This is a genomic window from Marvinbryantia formatexigens DSM 14469 (assembly GCF_025148285.1).
GTDB lineage: Bacteria > Bacillota > Clostridia > Lachnospirales > Lachnospiraceae > Marvinbryantia > Marvinbryantia formatexigens.
The window spans coordinates 1,463,104-1,479,434 of sequence record NZ_CP102268.1 but is presented as its reverse complement, the minus strand read 5'-3'; the positions used below and the strand labels follow the sequence as shown (position 1 = coordinate 1,479,434).

The window sequence follows — 16,331 nt, the reverse complement described above, 5'->3', positions numbered from 1 at the left end:
AAAAATGGCTCGGAGGTGCAGAAATGGGAAGGCTGCGGGAAAAGATAGGGAATATGTCTATCAGAAGGAAGATTGTTTTCTATATGTATGTCGTGCTGATTCCGCTGCTGCTTGTCATCTGCATTGCGGTGACGGTGTACCGCTACCGGGAATCCGGCAACGAATATGCCAGGCTTCAGAGGCAGAATATTAACAACCTGCAGTCCTCTCTGGATATTATCGAGGAGGATGTAAGAAATCTTTCTCTGAACCTGGCAATCAATAATGATATACGGAGCATTCTCACCACGGATGACCCGGAAGCCGTCAGCCGGGACGTCCGGCTCTGGCAGAATCTTGCGCCCATGCGTATGGTGGAGGATATTATTGCGCTGAAGGGTTATATCAAGACGCTGTCTGTTTATCCGGAAAACGGAGTGACGCCGTATCTGCGCTGCATGGACGCCAGCTCTTATATTTCGACGCTGGAGGAAATCAGCGCTACCGGAATTTATCAGCGGACAAAGGCGCTCCTTGGAAAGGGGCTGTGGGTGTATGTGCCGCATGGAAACGGAGAAATCTATCAGGGAAGCAGGTCGGACAAGCTGGTTCTCTGCAGGGCGGTCTATAATACGGCGAAATCGCAGATGCTGGGATATACCACCATCGGGATCTCGCTGGAAGCGATAGAGAAGCTCTGCCGGAATGCGCTTCAGTCGGAGAAGGAAGCGATTCTGCTGTACGAAAAAAACGGCGGCGAGCTTCTGATCTGCGGGAATGTCGATGAAGAGGTGCGCGGGTATATTGCGGAAAATATGCAGGCGCTGAAGGGAAACATGCAGGTCCGCTGCGGAAAACGGGAGATATACGGAGGCAGCGTAACGGACGACCAGTGGATATTTTTTAAGGTAGTGCCCACAAAGGGCTTTTTTGACATTTTCGGAGAGATTGCCTACATTCCGCTGCTGCTGCTTATCGGTATATCGCTGGGCATCCTGCCGCTGACGATTATAATCTCGTATGTGATTTCGAAGCCGCTGGAGCAGGTCTGTGTGGCGATGGGAAAGTTTCGCAGGGGCGATTTTGAACAGCAGATTGAAATTACCACAAAAGATGAAATCGGTGAAGTGGCGTCATGCTTTAACCAGATGGTAACGGATATCCGCGAGCTGATTAATAAAAACTACGTGATGGTGCTGCGGGAACGCGAGAGCGAGCTTGCCGTCCTGCAGGCACAGATAAATCCTCATTTTCTGTACAATGCGCTGGACAGCATCTACTGGCAGGCGGAGGGAGAGGGCGATGAAAAAACGGCGGAGAGCGTATATGAGCTGGCGCAGCTCTTCCGGCTTGTACTGGGACAGGGAAAGAGTATGGTGACTGTGGAGATGGAGCTTCAGCTTCTGGAGCGCTATCTGGAAATCCAGAAGCTCCGCTTTCATGAGCAGATGAATTACAGCTTTGAGGTGGAGCCGGCGGCTCTGAATGTGAAAATACCGAAGCTGATTCTGCAGCCTTTTGTGGAAAACGCCGTAGTTCACGGGATGCAGGATGCGGTAAAGGATTTTAAAATTACGGTTGCCGCGCGTATGGAAGGGGCATTTGTAAAATTTTTTGTCCGGGATAACGGCGTCGGTATGGATGATGTGCAGCTCAGGCGGATATGGGAGGAAGACAGCGATAAGTTTTATTCCGGCCAGCGGATCGGCAGGTATGCGATTAAAAATGTCCGGGAGCGTCTGGCACTGAAATACGGAGAAAACTTTGAACTGAATATTGAGAGCCGGGTGGGCAGGGGAACGCTGGTGACGGTCTGCCTGCCGGCGGACATGGAAGAGGGGTGAGCGTGTGCGGTTATTAATAGCGGAGGATGAGGATACGATACGAAACGGAATGGAAAAATATATCCGTCTGCATACCGACCGCTTTGAACAGATTTATCTGGCGCGGAACGGGCAGGAGGCGATTGACATCATATTTGAAAAGCATCCCGAAATTATGCTTCTGGACATTCAGATGCCGGGAAAGGACGGAATCGATGTCATGAAGGAGACGAAGGGAGCGGGAATCCTGCCGGCAACGATTATCTTAAGCGGCTATGAGGAATTTAAGTATGCGCAGCAGGCGGTGCGTTACGGCGCCCGCTGCTATATGCTAAAGCCCAGCCGTTCCTCTGATATTCTGAAGCAGATCATGGAAATTGCCGATGAGATAGCCGGAGTTGTGCAGGTGCATGAGGAAGAGAACGCCAGCTTTGGAGCGGTCAGCCGCGCCAGGGAATATGTGGAGGAGCATTATAGCGAAGAGCTTACGCTCCAGCGCGTCGCGGATGTGGCGGGGATTTCGCCGGGCTATCTCTCCACCAGCTTTCCGCAGGTCTGCGGGAAGGGCTTTGTGGATTATCTGAACCAGGTCCGCATAGAGCACGCGTGCGCCTATCTGAAGCAGAAGTATTTTAAAACCTATGAGATTGCTTATAAGGTCGGGTTTAAGGACGAGAAGTATTTTACCCGCGTATTTAAGAAGCTTATGGGAATGACGCCGAATGAGTATAAGAAAAGCAATTAGAGGAAGGGCAACGGGAAAAATACGGCAGGGCGGAAATTGACAAAAAAGAAATGTGATGTTATCATAGCCTGCATGAAGATGAATTTATGCGAGGGCACCTGCGACAGGGATGCCAGATTACTTTTTGAAAATGAAGACTGTATCGCTTACCGGGTGGCGAATGACGACGGCGAGCTGACGATTACGGAATATCCTGTTTTTCCGGGAATCTGGGTGTGCTATAAGGACGCCCGGATGCAGACGTACACCTATCCGCCCTCTTATCCGGCGGGCGTGCTGGAAATCACGCACTGCCGGGAGGGGCGGTTTGAATACGATGCCGGGGAGCAGTTTTTTTATCTTGCCGCGGGCGACATGGCGGTCTGCAAAAGCGCGGGCAGCGGCACCGCCGTATACTGCCCGACGGGGCGTTATTACGGCGTTTCCGTGATTGTCGACCCGGAGCTGACGCCGCGGTGCCTTTCCTGTTTTCTGGCGGATGTGCGGGTGAGCCCGGCTGCGCTTCTGGAGAAGTTCTGCGCGGAAAACCGCTGCTTTATTATGCGCTCCACGGCGCGTCTGGAGCACGTTTTTTCCGAGCTCTACACGGTTCCGGAGGATATCCGCAAGGGCTATCTGAAGGTGAAGGTCCTGGAGCTGTTTCTGTTTCTGAGCAGCCTGGATACGGCGCTTTCGCAGTCCGGTCAGCATTCCTGCCAGAAATCGCAGGTGGAGCTGGCAAAGGACGTCTGCCGTTTTATCAATGAGCATATGGACAGGCGGCTGACCATCCGTCAGCTTGCGGAGCAGTTTTACGTATCCCCTGCCCGGCTGAAAAAATGCTTTTACAGCGTTTACGGGGAATCTATCCAGACCTATCTGCGCGCATACAAAATGCGGGCGGCGGCGCAGCTTTTAAAAACAACGGACACGCCGGTCGCGCAGATCGCCGCTTCCTTCGGGTACGATAACAGCAGCAAATTCTCGCGGGCGTTCCGCGAGGTGATGGGCGTCTCCCCGACGGAATACCGGAAAAGTATCCTTTTGGAGCATTGAAAGAACCGTTTGGAGTGGAAACGGCAGAAGAGAGTCTGTTATAATGCGTTCTGTAACTTAGCACAGAGCGCATTTTTGATTTCTGAAGGTAATAGGCCAGACGAATATCATTGCGCGGACAGGCTTCTTTTTTTTGCTACAAAAGTTAGTTGAAACTAACAATGGAGGGATTGTTATTCGGAAGTATAGTCTTACAATAATTCTGGCAGTCGCCCTGGCGGTGCTGTCCATCTGGTCGCTGTTTATCGGCGTGCTGGATGTGGATGCGGCGGGACTGCTTGCGGGAGATCTGCAGCAGTGGGAGGTTTTCCTTGTTTCCAGACTGCCACGCCTGCTGGCGATTCTCTGCACCGGCGTCGGCATGAGTGTGGCGGGACTGATTATGCAGCAGCTCTGCATGAACAAATTTGTTTCCCCGACCACCGGAGCTACGATTTCTTCGGCACAGTTCGGCATCCTGCTGGCGCTTTTGTTTATGCCGCAGTCCACGCTGTGGGGCAGAGCGATTTTTGCATTTGTGTTCGCCATCCTCGGCACCTGGATTTTTGTATGGTTTATCCAGCGCATCACCTTTAAGGATGTGGTGATGGTGCCGCTGGTCGGCATTATGTTCGGCAACGTGATAAACGGCGTCACAAACTATCTGGCGTACAAGTATGAGATGACGCAGGCGCTGTCCTCCTGGCTGGTGGGACATTTTTCAATGGTTCTGCGCGGGCGCTACGAGATTGTTTATCTGGTGGTTCCGCTGGTGATTCTGGCGTTTATCTTTGCCAATCATTTTAATATTGTCGGTATGGGAAAGGATTTCTCCAGAAACCTCGGCGTCCCCTACAATCTGGTGCTGTTTATGGGACTGAGCATTGCGGCGATGATTACGGCGTCAGTCGTGGTGGTGGTCGGCTCTATCTCCTACATAGGTCTGATCGTGCCCAATGTTGTCGCCATGTTTAAGGGGGACAAAATCCGCGGAACGCTGGTGGACACGGCGCTGTTCGGAGCCATTTTCGTGCTGGGCTGCGATATGATCGGGCGCGTGGTGATTGCCCCCTACGAGCTGCCGATTGAGCTGATTGTCGGTATTCTCGGCAGTATTTTGTTTATCGGGCTGCTGTTGTACCGCCTGAAGCGCGGCAGAAAGGCTGTGCGCTTTGATTTTACGAAAAAAACCGGAAAAGGCGCGGCGCAGAATGGAACAGGAGGGAACGCGTGATGAAAACCAGACGTCTCTCAAATAAAAATAAGCTGATTATCATGGCGGTGCTGGTGCTGCTGTGCTCGGCGGCGTACCTGTTTGTTGCCGTAAACTTTCATAACCCGAAGCTGTTTCAGTATTCCATGAAAATCCGCATTCCGAAGCTGATCGTCATGCTGATTACGGCGTTCGCCATCGGCGGCGCATCCATCGTATTTCAGTCGATTATCAACAATACGATCGTGACGCCCTGCCTGCTCGGCATGAATTCGCTTTACACGCTGATTCACACGGCGGTGTATTTTTTTGCAGGCTCTGCAAGCATTTTCGCGGTGAACGCAAACGCTGCGTTTGCAATGGACGTGCTGTTGATGGGCATTATCGCGACGTTTATTTACAGCTATCTGTTTAAGAAGACGAACCATAATGTGCTTTATGTGCTGCTGATCGGTACGGTGCTGTCGTCCTTTTTCTCCAGCATCCAGTCGACACTGACGCGCATTATGGACCCGAATGAGTACGACACGCTGCTCGCCACCCTGGTGGCAAGCTTCAACAACATAAATTCGGAGATTATCGTTTTGTCGGTGGTTATACTCGCCGCGCTGATTTTTGTACTGCGCAAAGACCTGGCGCTGCTGGATGTGCTGACGCTGGGGAAGGACCAGGCGATAAATCTCGGCGTGGATTACGACAGGAGCATCCGGCGGCTGCTTCTGGGCGTCACCATCTGCATTGCGGTGGCGACGGCGATGGTGGGACCGATTTCCTTTCTGGGACTGATTATTGCCAATCTGTCCCGGCAGCTTCTGCACACATACCGGCATTCGCAGCTGATTCTCGGCTCGGCGCTTTTTGGCATGATTGTGCTGATCGGCGGGCAGTGCATCGTGGAGCGGGTGTATGTGTATTCCGTTCCTATCAGCGTGTTTATTTCCGTGGGCGGCGGCATTTATTTCCTTTATCTGCTGCTAAAGAACAGGAGGTCCTGAAGAATGATTATTGATAAACTGACAAAGAAATACGACGGAAAGGAAGTCGTGCAGGGGGTAAGCTTCGAGATTCCCAAAGGGAAGGTGCTGTCCCTGATTGGTCCGAACGGCGCCGGAAAATCGACGGTGATGGGCGTGATTTCGCGTCTGATTGCGCGGGACGGCGGCGAGGTAGAATTTGAGGGCGCCGACATTTCGAAATGGAAGAGTAAGGAGCTGGCAAAGCGGCTGGCGATTCTTACGCAGAGCAACAATATCCAGATGAAGCTTACGGTGGAGGAGCTGGTGGCGTTCGGGCGCTTCCCCTACTGCGGAGGGCGGCTTACCCCGGAGGATGAGCGTATTGTCGACCAGGCGATCCGCTATATGGAGCTGGATAGCTTCCGCGACCGGTTTATCGACGAGCTCTCTGGAGGGCAGAGACAGCGCGCTTATATTGCGATGGTCATTGCCCAGGATACGGAGTATGTGCTTCTGGACGAGCCGACGAATAATCTGGACATTTACCACGCCACCAATATGATGAAAATTGTCCGTCGCCTTTGCGATGAGCTGGGCAAGACGGTGATTTTAGTGCTGCATGAAATTAATTACGCGGCATTTTATTCAGACTACATCTGTGCATTTAAAGATGGAAAAATCGCAAAATTCGGGACGGTGCAGGAGGTGATGACGAAAGAGACCTTATCCCGTATCTACGATGTAGACTTTGAAATCATGGAGATCGAGGGAAAGCCTCTTTCCATTTACTATTAAAATTTAAGGAGGAGCAAAACGATATGAAAAAAGCAGTTTCGATTCTTATGACAGCAATGATGGCATTTGGTGCGGCGGCGTGCTGCCAGGCGGAGGATGCTTCGGCGGAGACCGTGGAGATTACCTGCCTTAATGGAGCAGGTGAAAAAACAGAGATGGCGGTTCCCTATGACCCGGAGCGCATCGCGATTCTGGATATGGCGGCGCTGGATATCCTGGCTAACCTGGACCTGGGAGACCGCGTGGTCGGCTCTGCCTCCACCTCCCTGGATTATCTGCAGAGCTATATGGAAAATGAAGAAATCGTAAATCTCGGCACGATTAAAGAGGCAGACCTGGAAGCGGTCATGGCGTGCGAGCCGGATATCATTTTCATCGGCGGACGTCTGTCGGCAAGCTACGATGCACTCAGTGAGATTGCCCCGGTCGTTTATCTGTCTACCGACACAGAAATTGGACTTCTGGAGAGTACCCGTCAGAATGCGCAGACCATCGCCTCCATCTTCGGAAAGGAAGCTGAGATAGAAGAAAAATTTGCCGGGTTTGACGAGCGCATTGCCACGCTGCATGAATTTGCGGAAGGAAAGACCGCGGTAATCGGTATGTGCACCAGCGGCAGCTTTAACGTAATCGGAAACGGCGGACGCTGCTCTCTTATCGGCGTGGAAGTCGGCTTTGAGAACCTTTGCGCTGACGTTGCGGAATCCAGCGGCGGCGGACGAGGCGGCAACGGCGGACAGGGCGGCGGCAGAGAAAATGCCGGTGCGCAGGAAGGTGCAGCGGAAGCAGCAGGTGAGGCACAGGAAGGTACAACGGAAGCAGCAACAGAGGCACAGGAAGGCACAACCGAAGCGGTTACAGAGGCGGCTGCCCAGGGAAATGGCGGCGCAGCGGAATCCGCGCACGGAAATGAGGCGTCCTTCGAGCTGATCGTATCGCTGAATCCGGATTACATTTTCGTAATGGACCGCGATGCGGCTATCGGCACAAACGGCGCGCAGCTCGCACAGGAAATCATGGAAAATGAGCTGGTAATGGGCACAGACGCATACAAAAACGGCAATCTTGTCATTCTGGAGCACCCGGCAGTGTGGTACACCGCAGAGGGCGGCGTGACAGCATTCGATGTTATGCTTTCTGACCTGGAGAGCGCGCTGCTGAACTAAGGCGCGGACAGCAGAAGGCAGATGCCCCCGGTGATGATACCAGAACATGTGCAGCATGGGGCAGATACCCTGACTATCCTGTCAGAACATTTACAGCACAGGGCAGATGCCCGGTTATAATATGAGAACAGACATAGCCAACCCGGATGATTTACGCTGTCCGGGCTGGCTCTTTTGTTGCCATGTATAAGAAGGAGGCTGACAGCGACAGCTCCTGTCTGTGACCTCTGTCTAAACGCCATATGTTAAATATCAGAAATATCTGCTTACATGCTTTAAAGGACTGGCTTCCCGTCGAAGGTAAGACACATTTGTTTCTGATATTTGTTGCATGACCGAGAATATTATAAATAGTAAGAGATATTATAAAAATATTTTTAAATATTGACATGTAAAAAATGATATGCTATAATGATTTCACATTTCAGAAAATCTGGCGTCTCGCCAAAATTTCAGTAATGAATACAACAGGAATTGCGGCAAGAGCGTCTGCTGCGGGAAAAATTTCATATAAAAATGGACGCAGATATGAGAAGGGAGATAAATCTGATGTGTAATCTTTCGGAGGCTGTATATGAAAATGGCAGAAAAAGCGGAATAAAGCGTGGGATACGGCGTGGCAGGCGGGCAGAGAAGAGAAGGACAGCGCGGGCCATGCTGGAGGGAAGATATCCGGAGGAGGAGATTCTCAGGCTTGTTGAAATGACGTCCGGGGAGCTGGAAAGCGTGAAACGGGAGATGGAAACGACCTGAGGGAGATATGTCTGCGCGACTGATTTTTACACTTTTAAAAGGTCGGTTGCAAAGGGCACACGTTCAGTAGCAGTCAGAGATAAGCGGAGAGAAAATCCCCGCAGTTCTGCTGCGGTACAGGTCTGATATCACGCAGCTTATTGCGGGGAATAGTATCTGATTACAGTTTTGCCAGCGCCCGCTCTCCGTAGCGGAAAGCGAAGGCGCGCAGCCCGAAGGCAAGTACGCCAAGGACTATGATTCCTGCGGCGAGGATTCCGTAGACGGGAATCCGCAGCAGATAAAGCCCGATGCAGCCAAGTCCGAGCAGCAGGCAGACCAAAAATGCGCCGAGCATGGTGAGCATGGCGATGAAATTCTGTTTGACGGCGGCCTGCTCGCTGGTCCAGGAGAGCTTTGGCTTCCAGAGATCGCCGAGCAACTGGAAATAGCTGACGGTAAATACCGTAAAAACATTGATGGCAAGCGCCGGGAGGAGCAGCCACACCGGGGTCTTTAAGATTGCCGCCCCTGCAAATACAAGCAAAAACGTGTAGGGCAGCGTAGCCGCGAAGCTGAGGCTGACGGCGCAGAGCATTTTTCCCTGGAGCTGCTTTTTATAGGGAACCGGGATGTATTTCATTTCGATAAAATTGCTTCCCTCGCGGGAAATGCAGGTGGCAGCCGACAGATTCATTGTGCAGAACAGCGTCGTGAGGGCGAAAACAGTTAGCATAAGCACACCGGAGAGCTGGTCTGTGCCGAACATCTGAAAAAGCTGCGACACCTGAGGCAGGAACTTCTGCAGCTCTTCCATGTTCCCAAGCAGGGGAACGATGAGCGCTGCCAGAAGGATGACCGGCACAAGAAAGGCGGAAAGCACACAGTTCAGAAAATACACGGGCGTGCGCACCAGCAGCTTCCACTCCCGGAGCGCGCAGCTCTTTACAATGCCCGAAGTCTTCAGCGCGCGCATCTCCTCTGCAGCGGAGAGCTTTTCGCGCTTCTGGGAAACCTCGTTCATGCCGGATACCGCTTTCAGATAAAACCGGTTTCCTGCCAGCAGGAAAACAAGGATTGCCGCCGCGGCAGTCAGCACGTAGAGAAGCAGCATTGCCGGGTCTGTACTTTTCAGTGCCCTTCCGGCGAGCAGAAGATTCGGGAAGAGGTATTCCGCCTGGATGAGCAGTTGCTTATTTCCGGTGATAATGGCGGCGATATCCAGACTGCCCAGCGTCTCGCCAAAGTAACTGAAGAGAAGTCCTGCGCCGCTGGCGAGCAGGATAATCAGGATGGAAAAAAGCGTTGTGACTGCCTCTTTGCGGCGCAGCTTTGTGGTGAGTGGCAGAATCAGAACGCCGAGGAGGCATCCGTAAATCACCGGCAGTATGGGGAGTGCGAGCAGCACGAGCGCAGCAAAAAGAAAATAGGCAATGCCGTGATGCGCCGCCGTTCCGATTCCGGCAAGCATGGGGATGCCGACAGCCGCGGTGGTGATATATTCGTACAGCAGCACCGTACAGAGCTTTGCCCCCGCAATCTGCCACGGGGAAAGCGGCATCGGCAGAAGATATTCAATATCCTTTGCCAGAAATAAAACGGACATCGCAAAGGGCAGCGACAAGATCAGCGTGGTAAGGGAGAGCAGCAGGAGCGTGATGTCATAGGCAAGGTACTCCAGGCGCAGCGGAGACAGCGTCTGATACATGGCTCTGCCAAACTGGTAAAGCAGAACCAGCAGCGGCACGATGCAGACGGCAATCAGCAGATAGAGCGCCCACTGTCCGATTATCTGCCGCTTCTTTTTTCCTGCGGGCAGCATACTGCCCATTCCGCATTTTAACAGGATTTTTGTGAGTAATAATTCTTTACGCATGACTGGTCATCTCCAGGAAAATATTTTCCAGCGACATTTCGCCGGAATAACGGGCGCGGAGCTGTTCCAGCGTGCCCCGGAACACGATGCGTCCGTGATTGATAATCGCCACATAATCGCAGAGCCGTTCGGCGATTTCCAGAATATGCGTGGAGAAAAGCACAGAATTTCCGGCAGCAGCGTGCTCGCGCATCATTTCCTTCAGCGCGAAGGAAGAGCCTGGGTCAAGTCCTGTCAGCGGCTCATCCAGAATCCAGACGGACGGGTTGTGCAGAAGCGCGCCGATGACCATCAGCTTCTGGCGCATACCGTGGGAATAGCTCATAATCCGGCTGGAGAGGGCGTCCGTGAGACCGAAGCGGCTGGCGAACATATCAATCCGCTCTCTGCGCTGCGCCTCCGGAACCTCATAGACATCCGCGCAGAAGCGCAGATATTCGATGCCCTTCAGACGGAGAAACTTATCCGGCGAATCCGACACAAAGCCAAACTGCTTTTTCGCTGCGATCGGTTCTTTCACAATATCGTGTCCGTTGATGACAATGCTTCCCTCGTCGGGGGTCACGATACCGGTAATCATTTTTAAAGTGGTAGACTTTCCGGCGCCGTTCGGACCGATAAAGCCGGTGATGCTGCCGTCCGGAATCTCCCAGGTCTGGGAATCCACGGCTTTTTTGTTGCTGTTTCCGTAAGTCTTGGAAACGTTTGTAAGAGTAATCATGATGAATCTCCTTGTGAGTAAGTATGATCAGCTGCGCAGTGCCTCACTTCCGCGGGCAATGAGCCAGGTTTCGTGCCTGCGACGCCATGCAAGGACTAATCCTTTAGGGTACGGGCATTTGGCGGTGCTGCCATGCGATGCGCTGTGCTGTGAAGTGCTGCGCTCTGTGTAAGTCTCTGTGAAGCAGCGTCAGTCCTTTACGCGCACCGCGGTTCCGTAGGCGGTCACCTCGGCGGCGCCCTGCATAACGGAGGAGGAAGCGTAGCGGATGTTGATGACGGCGTCGGCTCCCATGCCCTCCGCGTCCTCCACCATCCGTTTCATGGCGATTTTCCGCGCTCCGTCCAGCATTTCTGTGTAGCTTTCAATTTCTCCTCCGACGATGGTTTTCATGCCCGCCATAAAATCCTTTCCCAGATGCTTTGACATTACGACGCTTCCTTTGGCGATGCCGAGCGCTTCGGCAATTTCTTTTCCAGGAATATAATCAATATTTAGAAGCAGCATCCTCTTCTCCTCCTTTAATCTGTTTAATACGCTGCCAGAGCGCCAGCAGTACGCCGACGATGACGGCGAGCAGCATCGCAGCCATAGCCGCGATAAATAAAAATTCACCTGTGGACAGGCGTTCTTTCATGGATTCTGTTATCATAAAAAATAAAACAATTCCGATGAAAAGAACGATGATAACCGAAGCCGCTGCGGGCGCGATATAATCCCGGCGGTGGTCCTGCTTTTTCACATCCATAAAGACAGCTCCTTCCTTTTCCATATGCTTCATTTTTTCCAGATAAAGACCGGCGTCCAGCGTATCCAGGGTCTCGCCGTGCTCCTGCATTTCCCGGCAGAGACACTGCGCCTTTTCAAGGGACGCCTGTTCACGCTCCAGCACGATAATGTGGCGGCGCGCGCCGTCCTCCATAGTCAGGACGCCTGCCTGCAGCCTGCGTATTTCCTCCAGCGGGAAAGAAAGACTCCGGAGCAGCTTTATCTTTCTCAGTGTTTCCACGTCCTCCTGCGTATAATCGCGGTAGCCGTTTTCGCTGCGCTTCGGGGACAGCAGCCCTTCATGCTCATAAAAACGGATGTTCTTTTTGGTGATTCCCACCAGTTCCTCTACCTGCTGAATCTTCAAATCCCCACCTCCTGTTCAAATCCTACACCTTCCACAAGGGGGAAAGTCAATACAAAGTATATATTATTTTTAAAAAAAAGGAAAGATGCTTTTCAGAATGGCAGCGTATATGGTAAAATACACGTAAAGGGCAGAGAAGAATGAACAGAAATATGGATGCGGGGCTTGCACAGGCAGCCATATTTCCGTTCATTCGACGAGCGAAGCGAACGAAGAAATGCGGAGCATTTCTGAGTCTCTGCCCGCAGAAGGAGAACGGATATGATTTTTGATACACATGCGCATTATGATGATGAGGCATTTGATGCAGACAGGGAACAGTTACTGGAAGGTCTTCCGGGGCACGGCATCGGGGCGGTGGTAAATGTGGGCGCGAGTATGCGCGGAGCGGAAGAATCCTGGCGGCTTATGCAGAAGTACGATTTTGTTTACGGCGCAATCGGGATTCATCCCGACCATGCCGGGGAGCTGGATGAGGAAGGAATGCAGGCGCTGCGCAGGATGCTGCGTCATCCGAAGGCGGTGGCAGTTGGCGAAATCGGGCTGGATTATTACTGGGATAAAGAGGCGCACGAGGTGCAGAAAAAATGGTTCGCGGCGCAGATGGAGCTGGCGCTGGAGCTTGATAAGCCCATCATCGTGCACAGCCGCGAGGCGGCAAAGGATACCTTCGACTGTATCCGGGCAGTGCACGCCGGGAAAACGGGCTTTGCGGGCGGCGTGATCCACTGTTATTCCGGCTCCGCCGAGATGGCGCGCGAATACGTAAAAATGGGCTACTACATCGGCGTCGGCGGCGTTGTGACATTTAAAAATGCCAGAGTACTGAAAGAAGTGGTGGCGGCGGTTCCGCTGGAGCGAATCGTGACGGAAACCGACTGCCCGTATCTGGCGCCGGTTCCGTACCGCGGCAAGCGCAACTGTTCGCTGTACATTCCATATATAATAGAAGAAATTGCAAAAATCAAAGGACTGACGCCGCAGGAGACGGAGCGGGCGACCTGGGAAAACGCGTACCGGCTGTATCGTCTGGAGTGTATGCAGGCTCCCCTGGCGGCAGAAGTAAAGGAGTAGTATGGAAAAGCTTTCAAATCCACAGAACACGATTGCGGTCATTCAGAAATACGAATTTGCCTTTCAGAAAAAATTCGGCCAGAATTTTCTGATTGACGGTCATGTACTGGATAAAATCATTGCGGCGGCCGACATTACAAAAGAAGATTTTGTGCTGGAAATCGGACCGGGCATCGGCACCATGACGCAGTATCTTTCCGAGGCGGCGGGCAGAGTGCTTGCCGTGGAGATTGATAAAATGCTGATACCGATTCTGCACGAGACGCTCGCCGGTTATGAGAACGTGGAGATTTTAAATGAAGATATTCTGAAGGTGGACATCGCGGCGCTCGTGGAGGAAAAGAATGGTGGGAAGCCCATCAAGGTGGTGGCAAATCTTCCATATTATATTACAACGCCGATTATCATGGGGCTGCTGGAGCAGCATGTGCCGGTGAAAAGCATTACCGTGATGGTGCAAAAAGAGGTGGCGCAGCGGATGCAGGCGCAGCCGGGCAGCAAGGACTATGGGGCGCTGTCACTGGCGGTTCAGTATTACTGCGAGCCATATATCGCGGCGAACGTGCCGCCGAACTGCTTCATCCCGCGTCCGAAGGTGGGCAGCGCGGTCATCCGGCTGACGGCGCACAGGGAACCTCCGGTGAAAACGGAACACGAGAAGCTGATGTTTGCGCTTATCCGGGCTTCCTTTAACCAGAGAAGAAAAACCCTGGCGAACGGGCTGAGCAATGCGCCGGAGCTTACGTTTACAAAAGAAGAAATTACGGGGGCGATAGAAAAGCTGGGCGTACCGGCGGGCGTTCGTGGGGAGACGCTGGCGCTGGAGCAGTTTGCGCAGCTTGCAAATATTCTCGGAGGAAAGAGAACAAATGATACGGATTGCGATTGTGGAAGATGATAGTTTATGCAGGCAGGAGCTGACGGCTTACATCCGCAGATATGAGAGGGAAAGCGGACAGACCATCCAGCTTACCTGCTTTGAGGACGGGGAAGACATCGTCACGAATTACCAGGCGATTTACGATATTATTCTGATGGATATCGAGATGCGCTTTATGGACGGAATGACGGCGGCGGAAAACATCCGCAGGCTGGATGAGGAGGTCGCCATTATTTTTGTCACAAACATGGCGCAGTATGCCATCCGCGGGTATGCCGTAAATGCGCTGGATTATGTGCTGAAGCCGGTTTCTTATTTTGCTTTTTCCCAGCGCCTGGACCGGGCGGTAAGCCGGCTGGGCAAAAAGGAGAAGCATTATCTGGTGGTGCGCGTAAAAGGCGGCTCCAGGAGAATTGCGACGGAGGACATCTACTATATAGAAAGTCAGGGGCACACGCTGTTTGTCCACGCAAAGGACGGCATCTGTGAAACCTCCGGCACTATGAAGGAAATGGAGGAGAAGCTGGAGCCGTTTCATTTCTGCCGCTGTAATAAAGGGTACCTTGTCAATCTGGAGCATGTGGACAGCATCCAGGATGGCTGTGTGACGGCGGGAGGAGACGCGCTTGCTGTCAGCCGTCCGCGCAGAAAAATTTTCCAGGAAACGCTTGCCGCCTATATGAACGAGGTGCTGCTATGATCTTTGAACCGGTAATTCCCAATATTCCCCGCTATTATACGGCGGTGGCGGAGTGGCTGGCATGTGTTGTATATGTCTCAATTCTGAAAAAACGCTATGCAAAGGGAAAAACAGCGCTGATTCTGGCAGGAGGGCTTGCCGGGCAGCTTATTATCCAGATAGTTGCGGGGAAGCTTCCGGAAATTCTCTGGATACCGGGGATGCTGACGGCGGTGGCGGCGATGGGCGGACTGATTATGTTCTGCTGCGCGATGTCGCTGAAGAATGCCATGTATAATGCAGTGCGCGCCTTTCTTCTTGCCGAACTGGCGGCGTCTCTGGAATGGCAGCTTTATTTTTATATGGTACACGGAAAACCGGAGGATGTATTTTATGTGCGTCTGCTCTATGTTGCTGTGATCTACGGTATTGTGTTTGGCATTGCCTGGACGCTGGAGAAGCGGGTGCTCTCGGACGGCGATATGCTGCAGGTTTCCACACGGGAGCTGCTCTCCGCTGTCATGATTGGCGCGCTTGCCTTTTTCATGAGCAACCTGAGCTTTCTGTACGAAAAAACGCCGTTCAGCAGCAGTATAGAGACGGAAATCTTTAATATCCGCACCTGGGTGGATCTGGCGGGCTTTTTTATTTTGTACGCCTATCACGCGCTTCTGAATGAATTTTACCTGCGCTACGAGCGGGACACGATGGAAAACATGCTGCAGAACCAGCTTATGCAGTACAAGCTTTCCAGGGAGAGCATTGACCTGGTGAATCGCAAATATCACGATCTGAAGCATCAGATTGCCGTGCTGCGCGCAGAGAGCAATGCCGACAGGCGCAACGCCTACCTGGATGAGATGGAAAGCGAAATCCGGGTGTACGAGGCGCAGAATAAGACCGGAAATGATATCCTGGACACTGTGCTCACCTCCAAAAGCCTGTACTGTGAGAAGCATAAAATCGGGATTACCTGCGTGGCGGACGGACATCTCCTGGAATTTATGGACGTTATGGATATCTGTACGATTTTTGGAAACGCGCTGGACAATGCGATTGAGTGTGAGCTGAAAATAGCGGATAAGGAGAAGCGCCTGATTCATCTGTCGGTGGCGGCTAAAAAGCAGTTTCTGACGATCAGTATCGAAAATTACTGTGAGGAGGAGGCGGTGTTTAAGGACGGGCTGCCGCTGACATCCAAAAAAGATCATGCCTATCATGGTTTCGGGGTGAAAAGTATTCTGCACAGCGCGCAGAAATACGGCGGTTCTATTACTGTGAGCCAGGAAAAAAACTGGTTCCGCCTGATGGTTCTGATACCATTTCCGAAGGAACAGGAAAACAGCGAAGTGCACAAAAATAAAAAATAGAAATTGTGCAATATATTTAAAACATATCCTATACCACAAAACAGAAGCGACAATTTATGCAAAAAAAGAAACAGCTTGTGCAATAAATGTGCCGCAAAGCTGTATTTGTGGTATATTTTTTTTACAGTCGGCAGGTGTGGGAAAAGTCGACAGATGTTTTTTGCGCCCAGCCG

General features: G+C 52.2%; 16 protein-coding genes. 12 read left to right on the top strand and 4 right to left on the bottom strand.

Annotated elements, in window-relative coordinates; genetic code table 11:
• Positions 1 to 23 precede the first annotated feature (23 nt).
• From NQ534_RS07265 to NQ534_RS07230, 8 genes are all read left to right on the top strand, one after another.
• Entirely contained in the window at positions 24 to 1,823 is a 1,800-nt protein-coding gene (locus tag NQ534_RS07265; RefSeq protein WP_006863601.1) for a sensor histidine kinase, read from the top strand.
• A 4-nt stretch (positions 1,824 to 1,827) separates the two neighbouring features.
• Positions 1,828 to 2,547 carry a response regulator transcription factor gene (locus NQ534_RS07260; RefSeq protein WP_006863602.1) on the top strand — a complete coding sequence of 240 codons (720 nt, stop codon included), beginning with the start codon at positions 1,828 to 1,830 and terminating at the stop codon, positions 2,545 to 2,547.
• A 36-nt stretch (positions 2,548 to 2,583) separates the two neighbouring features.
• Complete coding sequence (locus NQ534_RS07255) at positions 2,584 to 3,582, top strand: helix-turn-helix transcriptional regulator (RefSeq protein WP_050778364.1); 999 nt, start codon at positions 2,584 to 2,586, stop codon at positions 3,580 to 3,582.
• Positions 3,583 to 3,715: 133 nt separating this feature from the next.
• A complete protein-coding gene (locus NQ534_RS07250) occupies positions 3,716 to 4,795 on the top strand; it encodes an ABC transporter permease (RefSeq protein ID WP_006863604.1) in 1,080 nt (359 codons plus the stop codon).
• Complete coding sequence (locus tag NQ534_RS07245) at positions 4,795 to 5,769, top strand: iron chelate uptake ABC transporter family permease subunit (protein ID WP_006863605.1); 975 nt, start codon at positions 4,795 to 4,797, stop codon at positions 5,767 to 5,769. Before NQ534_RS07250 ends, NQ534_RS07245 begins: the two co-directional genes overlap by 1 nt.
• Positions 5,770 to 5,772: 3 nt before the next feature.
• On the top strand, positions 5,773 to 6,525 hold the full coding sequence (locus tag NQ534_RS07240; protein ID WP_006863606.1) for an iron ABC transporter ATP-binding protein: 753 nt from the start codon (positions 5,773 to 5,775) through the stop codon (positions 6,523 to 6,525).
• A 23-nt stretch (positions 6,526 to 6,548) separates the two neighbouring features.
• A complete protein-coding gene (locus NQ534_RS07235; protein ID WP_006863607.1) occupies positions 6,549 to 7,691 on the top strand; it encodes a siderophore ABC transporter substrate-binding protein in 1,143 nt (380 codons plus the stop codon).
• A gap of 528 nt (positions 7,692 to 8,219) precedes the next feature.
• On the top strand, positions 8,220 to 8,444 hold the full coding sequence (locus NQ534_RS07230) for a hypothetical protein (RefSeq protein ID WP_143115768.1): 225 nt from the start codon (positions 8,220 to 8,222) through the stop codon (positions 8,442 to 8,444).
• Positions 8,445 to 8,604: 160 nt separating this feature from the next.
• On the opposite strand, the gene NQ534_RS07225 is transcribed toward NQ534_RS07230, so the two are convergent.
• The 4 genes from NQ534_RS07225 to NQ534_RS07210 form a co-directional block, all read right to left on the bottom strand.
• Positions 8,605 to 10,299, bottom strand: a complete 1,695-nt coding sequence (locus NQ534_RS07225) for a putative ABC transporter permease subunit (protein WP_006863611.1) — start codon at positions 10,297 to 10,299, stop codon at positions 8,605 to 8,607.
• Positions 10,292 to 11,020: an ABC transporter ATP-binding protein gene (locus NQ534_RS07220; protein WP_006863612.1), complete on the bottom strand. Its 729-nt coding sequence runs from the start codon at positions 11,018 to 11,020 to the stop codon at positions 10,292 to 10,294. Before NQ534_RS07220 ends, NQ534_RS07225 begins: the two co-directional genes overlap by 8 nt.
• Positions 11,021 to 11,209: 189 nt before the next feature.
• Positions 11,210 to 11,527: a YbjQ family protein gene (locus tag NQ534_RS07215; protein WP_006863613.1), complete on the bottom strand. Its 318-nt coding sequence runs from the start codon at positions 11,525 to 11,527 to the stop codon at positions 11,210 to 11,212.
• Complete coding sequence (locus NQ534_RS07210) at positions 11,508 to 12,155, bottom strand: MerR family transcriptional regulator (RefSeq protein ID WP_006863614.1); 648 nt, start codon at positions 12,153 to 12,155, stop codon at positions 11,508 to 11,510. The genes NQ534_RS07215 and NQ534_RS07210 overlap by 20 nt, the downstream gene beginning before the upstream one ends.
• 261 nt (positions 12,156 to 12,416) lie before the next feature.
• Between NQ534_RS07210 and NQ534_RS07205 the strand changes: the two genes are divergently transcribed.
• The 4 genes from NQ534_RS07205 to NQ534_RS07190 are packed head-to-tail and all read left to right on the top strand — an operon-like array spanning position 12,417 to position 16,158.
• Complete coding sequence (locus NQ534_RS07205; RefSeq protein ID WP_006863616.1) at positions 12,417 to 13,229, top strand: TatD family hydrolase; 813 nt, start codon at positions 12,417 to 12,419, stop codon at positions 13,227 to 13,229.
• Between the two features lies 1 nt (position 13,230).
• Positions 13,231 to 14,127 carry a 16S rRNA (adenine(1518)-N(6)/adenine(1519)-N(6))-dimethyltransferase RsmA gene (gene rsmA, locus NQ534_RS07200; RefSeq protein WP_006863617.1) on the top strand — a complete coding sequence of 299 codons (897 nt, stop codon included), beginning with the start codon at positions 13,231 to 13,233 and terminating at the stop codon, positions 14,125 to 14,127.
• Positions 14,099 to 14,809: a LytR/AlgR family response regulator transcription factor gene (locus tag NQ534_RS07195; protein ID WP_006863618.1), complete on the top strand. Its 711-nt coding sequence runs from the start codon at positions 14,099 to 14,101 to the stop codon at positions 14,807 to 14,809. Before rsmA ends, NQ534_RS07195 begins: the two co-directional genes overlap by 29 nt.
• The gene (locus NQ534_RS07190) at positions 14,806 to 16,158 is read left to right on the top strand and encodes an ATP-binding protein (RefSeq protein WP_006863619.1); all 1,353 of its coding nucleotides are present in this window, start codon (positions 14,806 to 14,808) and stop codon (positions 16,156 to 16,158) included. The genes NQ534_RS07195 and NQ534_RS07190 overlap by 4 nt, the downstream gene beginning before the upstream one ends.
• Positions 16,159 to 16,331 lie beyond the last annotated feature (173 nt).

Excerpts from the sequence above, each read along its gene's own strand:
- NQ534_RS07265 (WP_006863601.1), top strand. The coding sequence starts at position 24 with ATGGGAAGGCTGCGGGAAAAGATAGGGAATATGTCTATCAGAAGGAAG.
- NQ534_RS07245 (WP_006863605.1), top strand. The coding sequence starts at position 4,795 with ATGAAAACCAGACGTCTCTCAAATAAAAATAAGCTGATTATCATGGCG.
- NQ534_RS07240 (WP_006863606.1), top strand. The coding sequence starts at position 5,773 with ATGATTATTGATAAACTGACAAAGAAATACGACGGAAAGGAAGTCGTG.
- NQ534_RS07235 (WP_006863607.1), top strand. The coding sequence starts at position 6,549 with ATGAAAAAAGCAGTTTCGATTCTTATGACAGCAATGATGGCATTTGGT.
- NQ534_RS07230 (WP_143115768.1), top strand. The coding sequence starts at position 8,220 with ATGAGAAGGGAGATAAATCTGATGTGTAATCTTTCGGAGGCTGTATAT.
- NQ534_RS07225 (WP_006863611.1), bottom strand. The coding sequence starts at position 10,299 with ATGCGTAAAGAATTATTACTCACAAAAATCCTGTTAAAATGCGGAATG.
- NQ534_RS07220 (WP_006863612.1), bottom strand. The coding sequence starts at position 11,020 with ATGATTACTCTTACAAACGTTTCCAAGACTTACGGAAACAGCAACAAA.
- NQ534_RS07215 (WP_006863613.1), bottom strand. The coding sequence starts at position 11,527 with ATGCTGCTTCTAAATATTGATTATATTCCTGGAAAAGAAATTGCCGAA.
- NQ534_RS07205 (WP_006863616.1), top strand. The coding sequence starts at position 12,417 with ATGATTTTTGATACACATGCGCATTATGATGATGAGGCATTTGATGCA.
- rsmA (WP_006863617.1), top strand. The coding sequence starts at position 13,231 with ATGGAAAAGCTTTCAAATCCACAGAACACGATTGCGGTCATTCAGAAA.
- NQ534_RS07195 (WP_006863618.1), top strand. The coding sequence starts at position 14,099 with ATGATACGGATTGCGATTGTGGAAGATGATAGTTTATGCAGGCAGGAG.
- NQ534_RS07190 (WP_006863619.1), top strand. The coding sequence starts at position 14,806 with ATGATCTTTGAACCGGTAATTCCCAATATTCCCCGCTATTATACGGCG.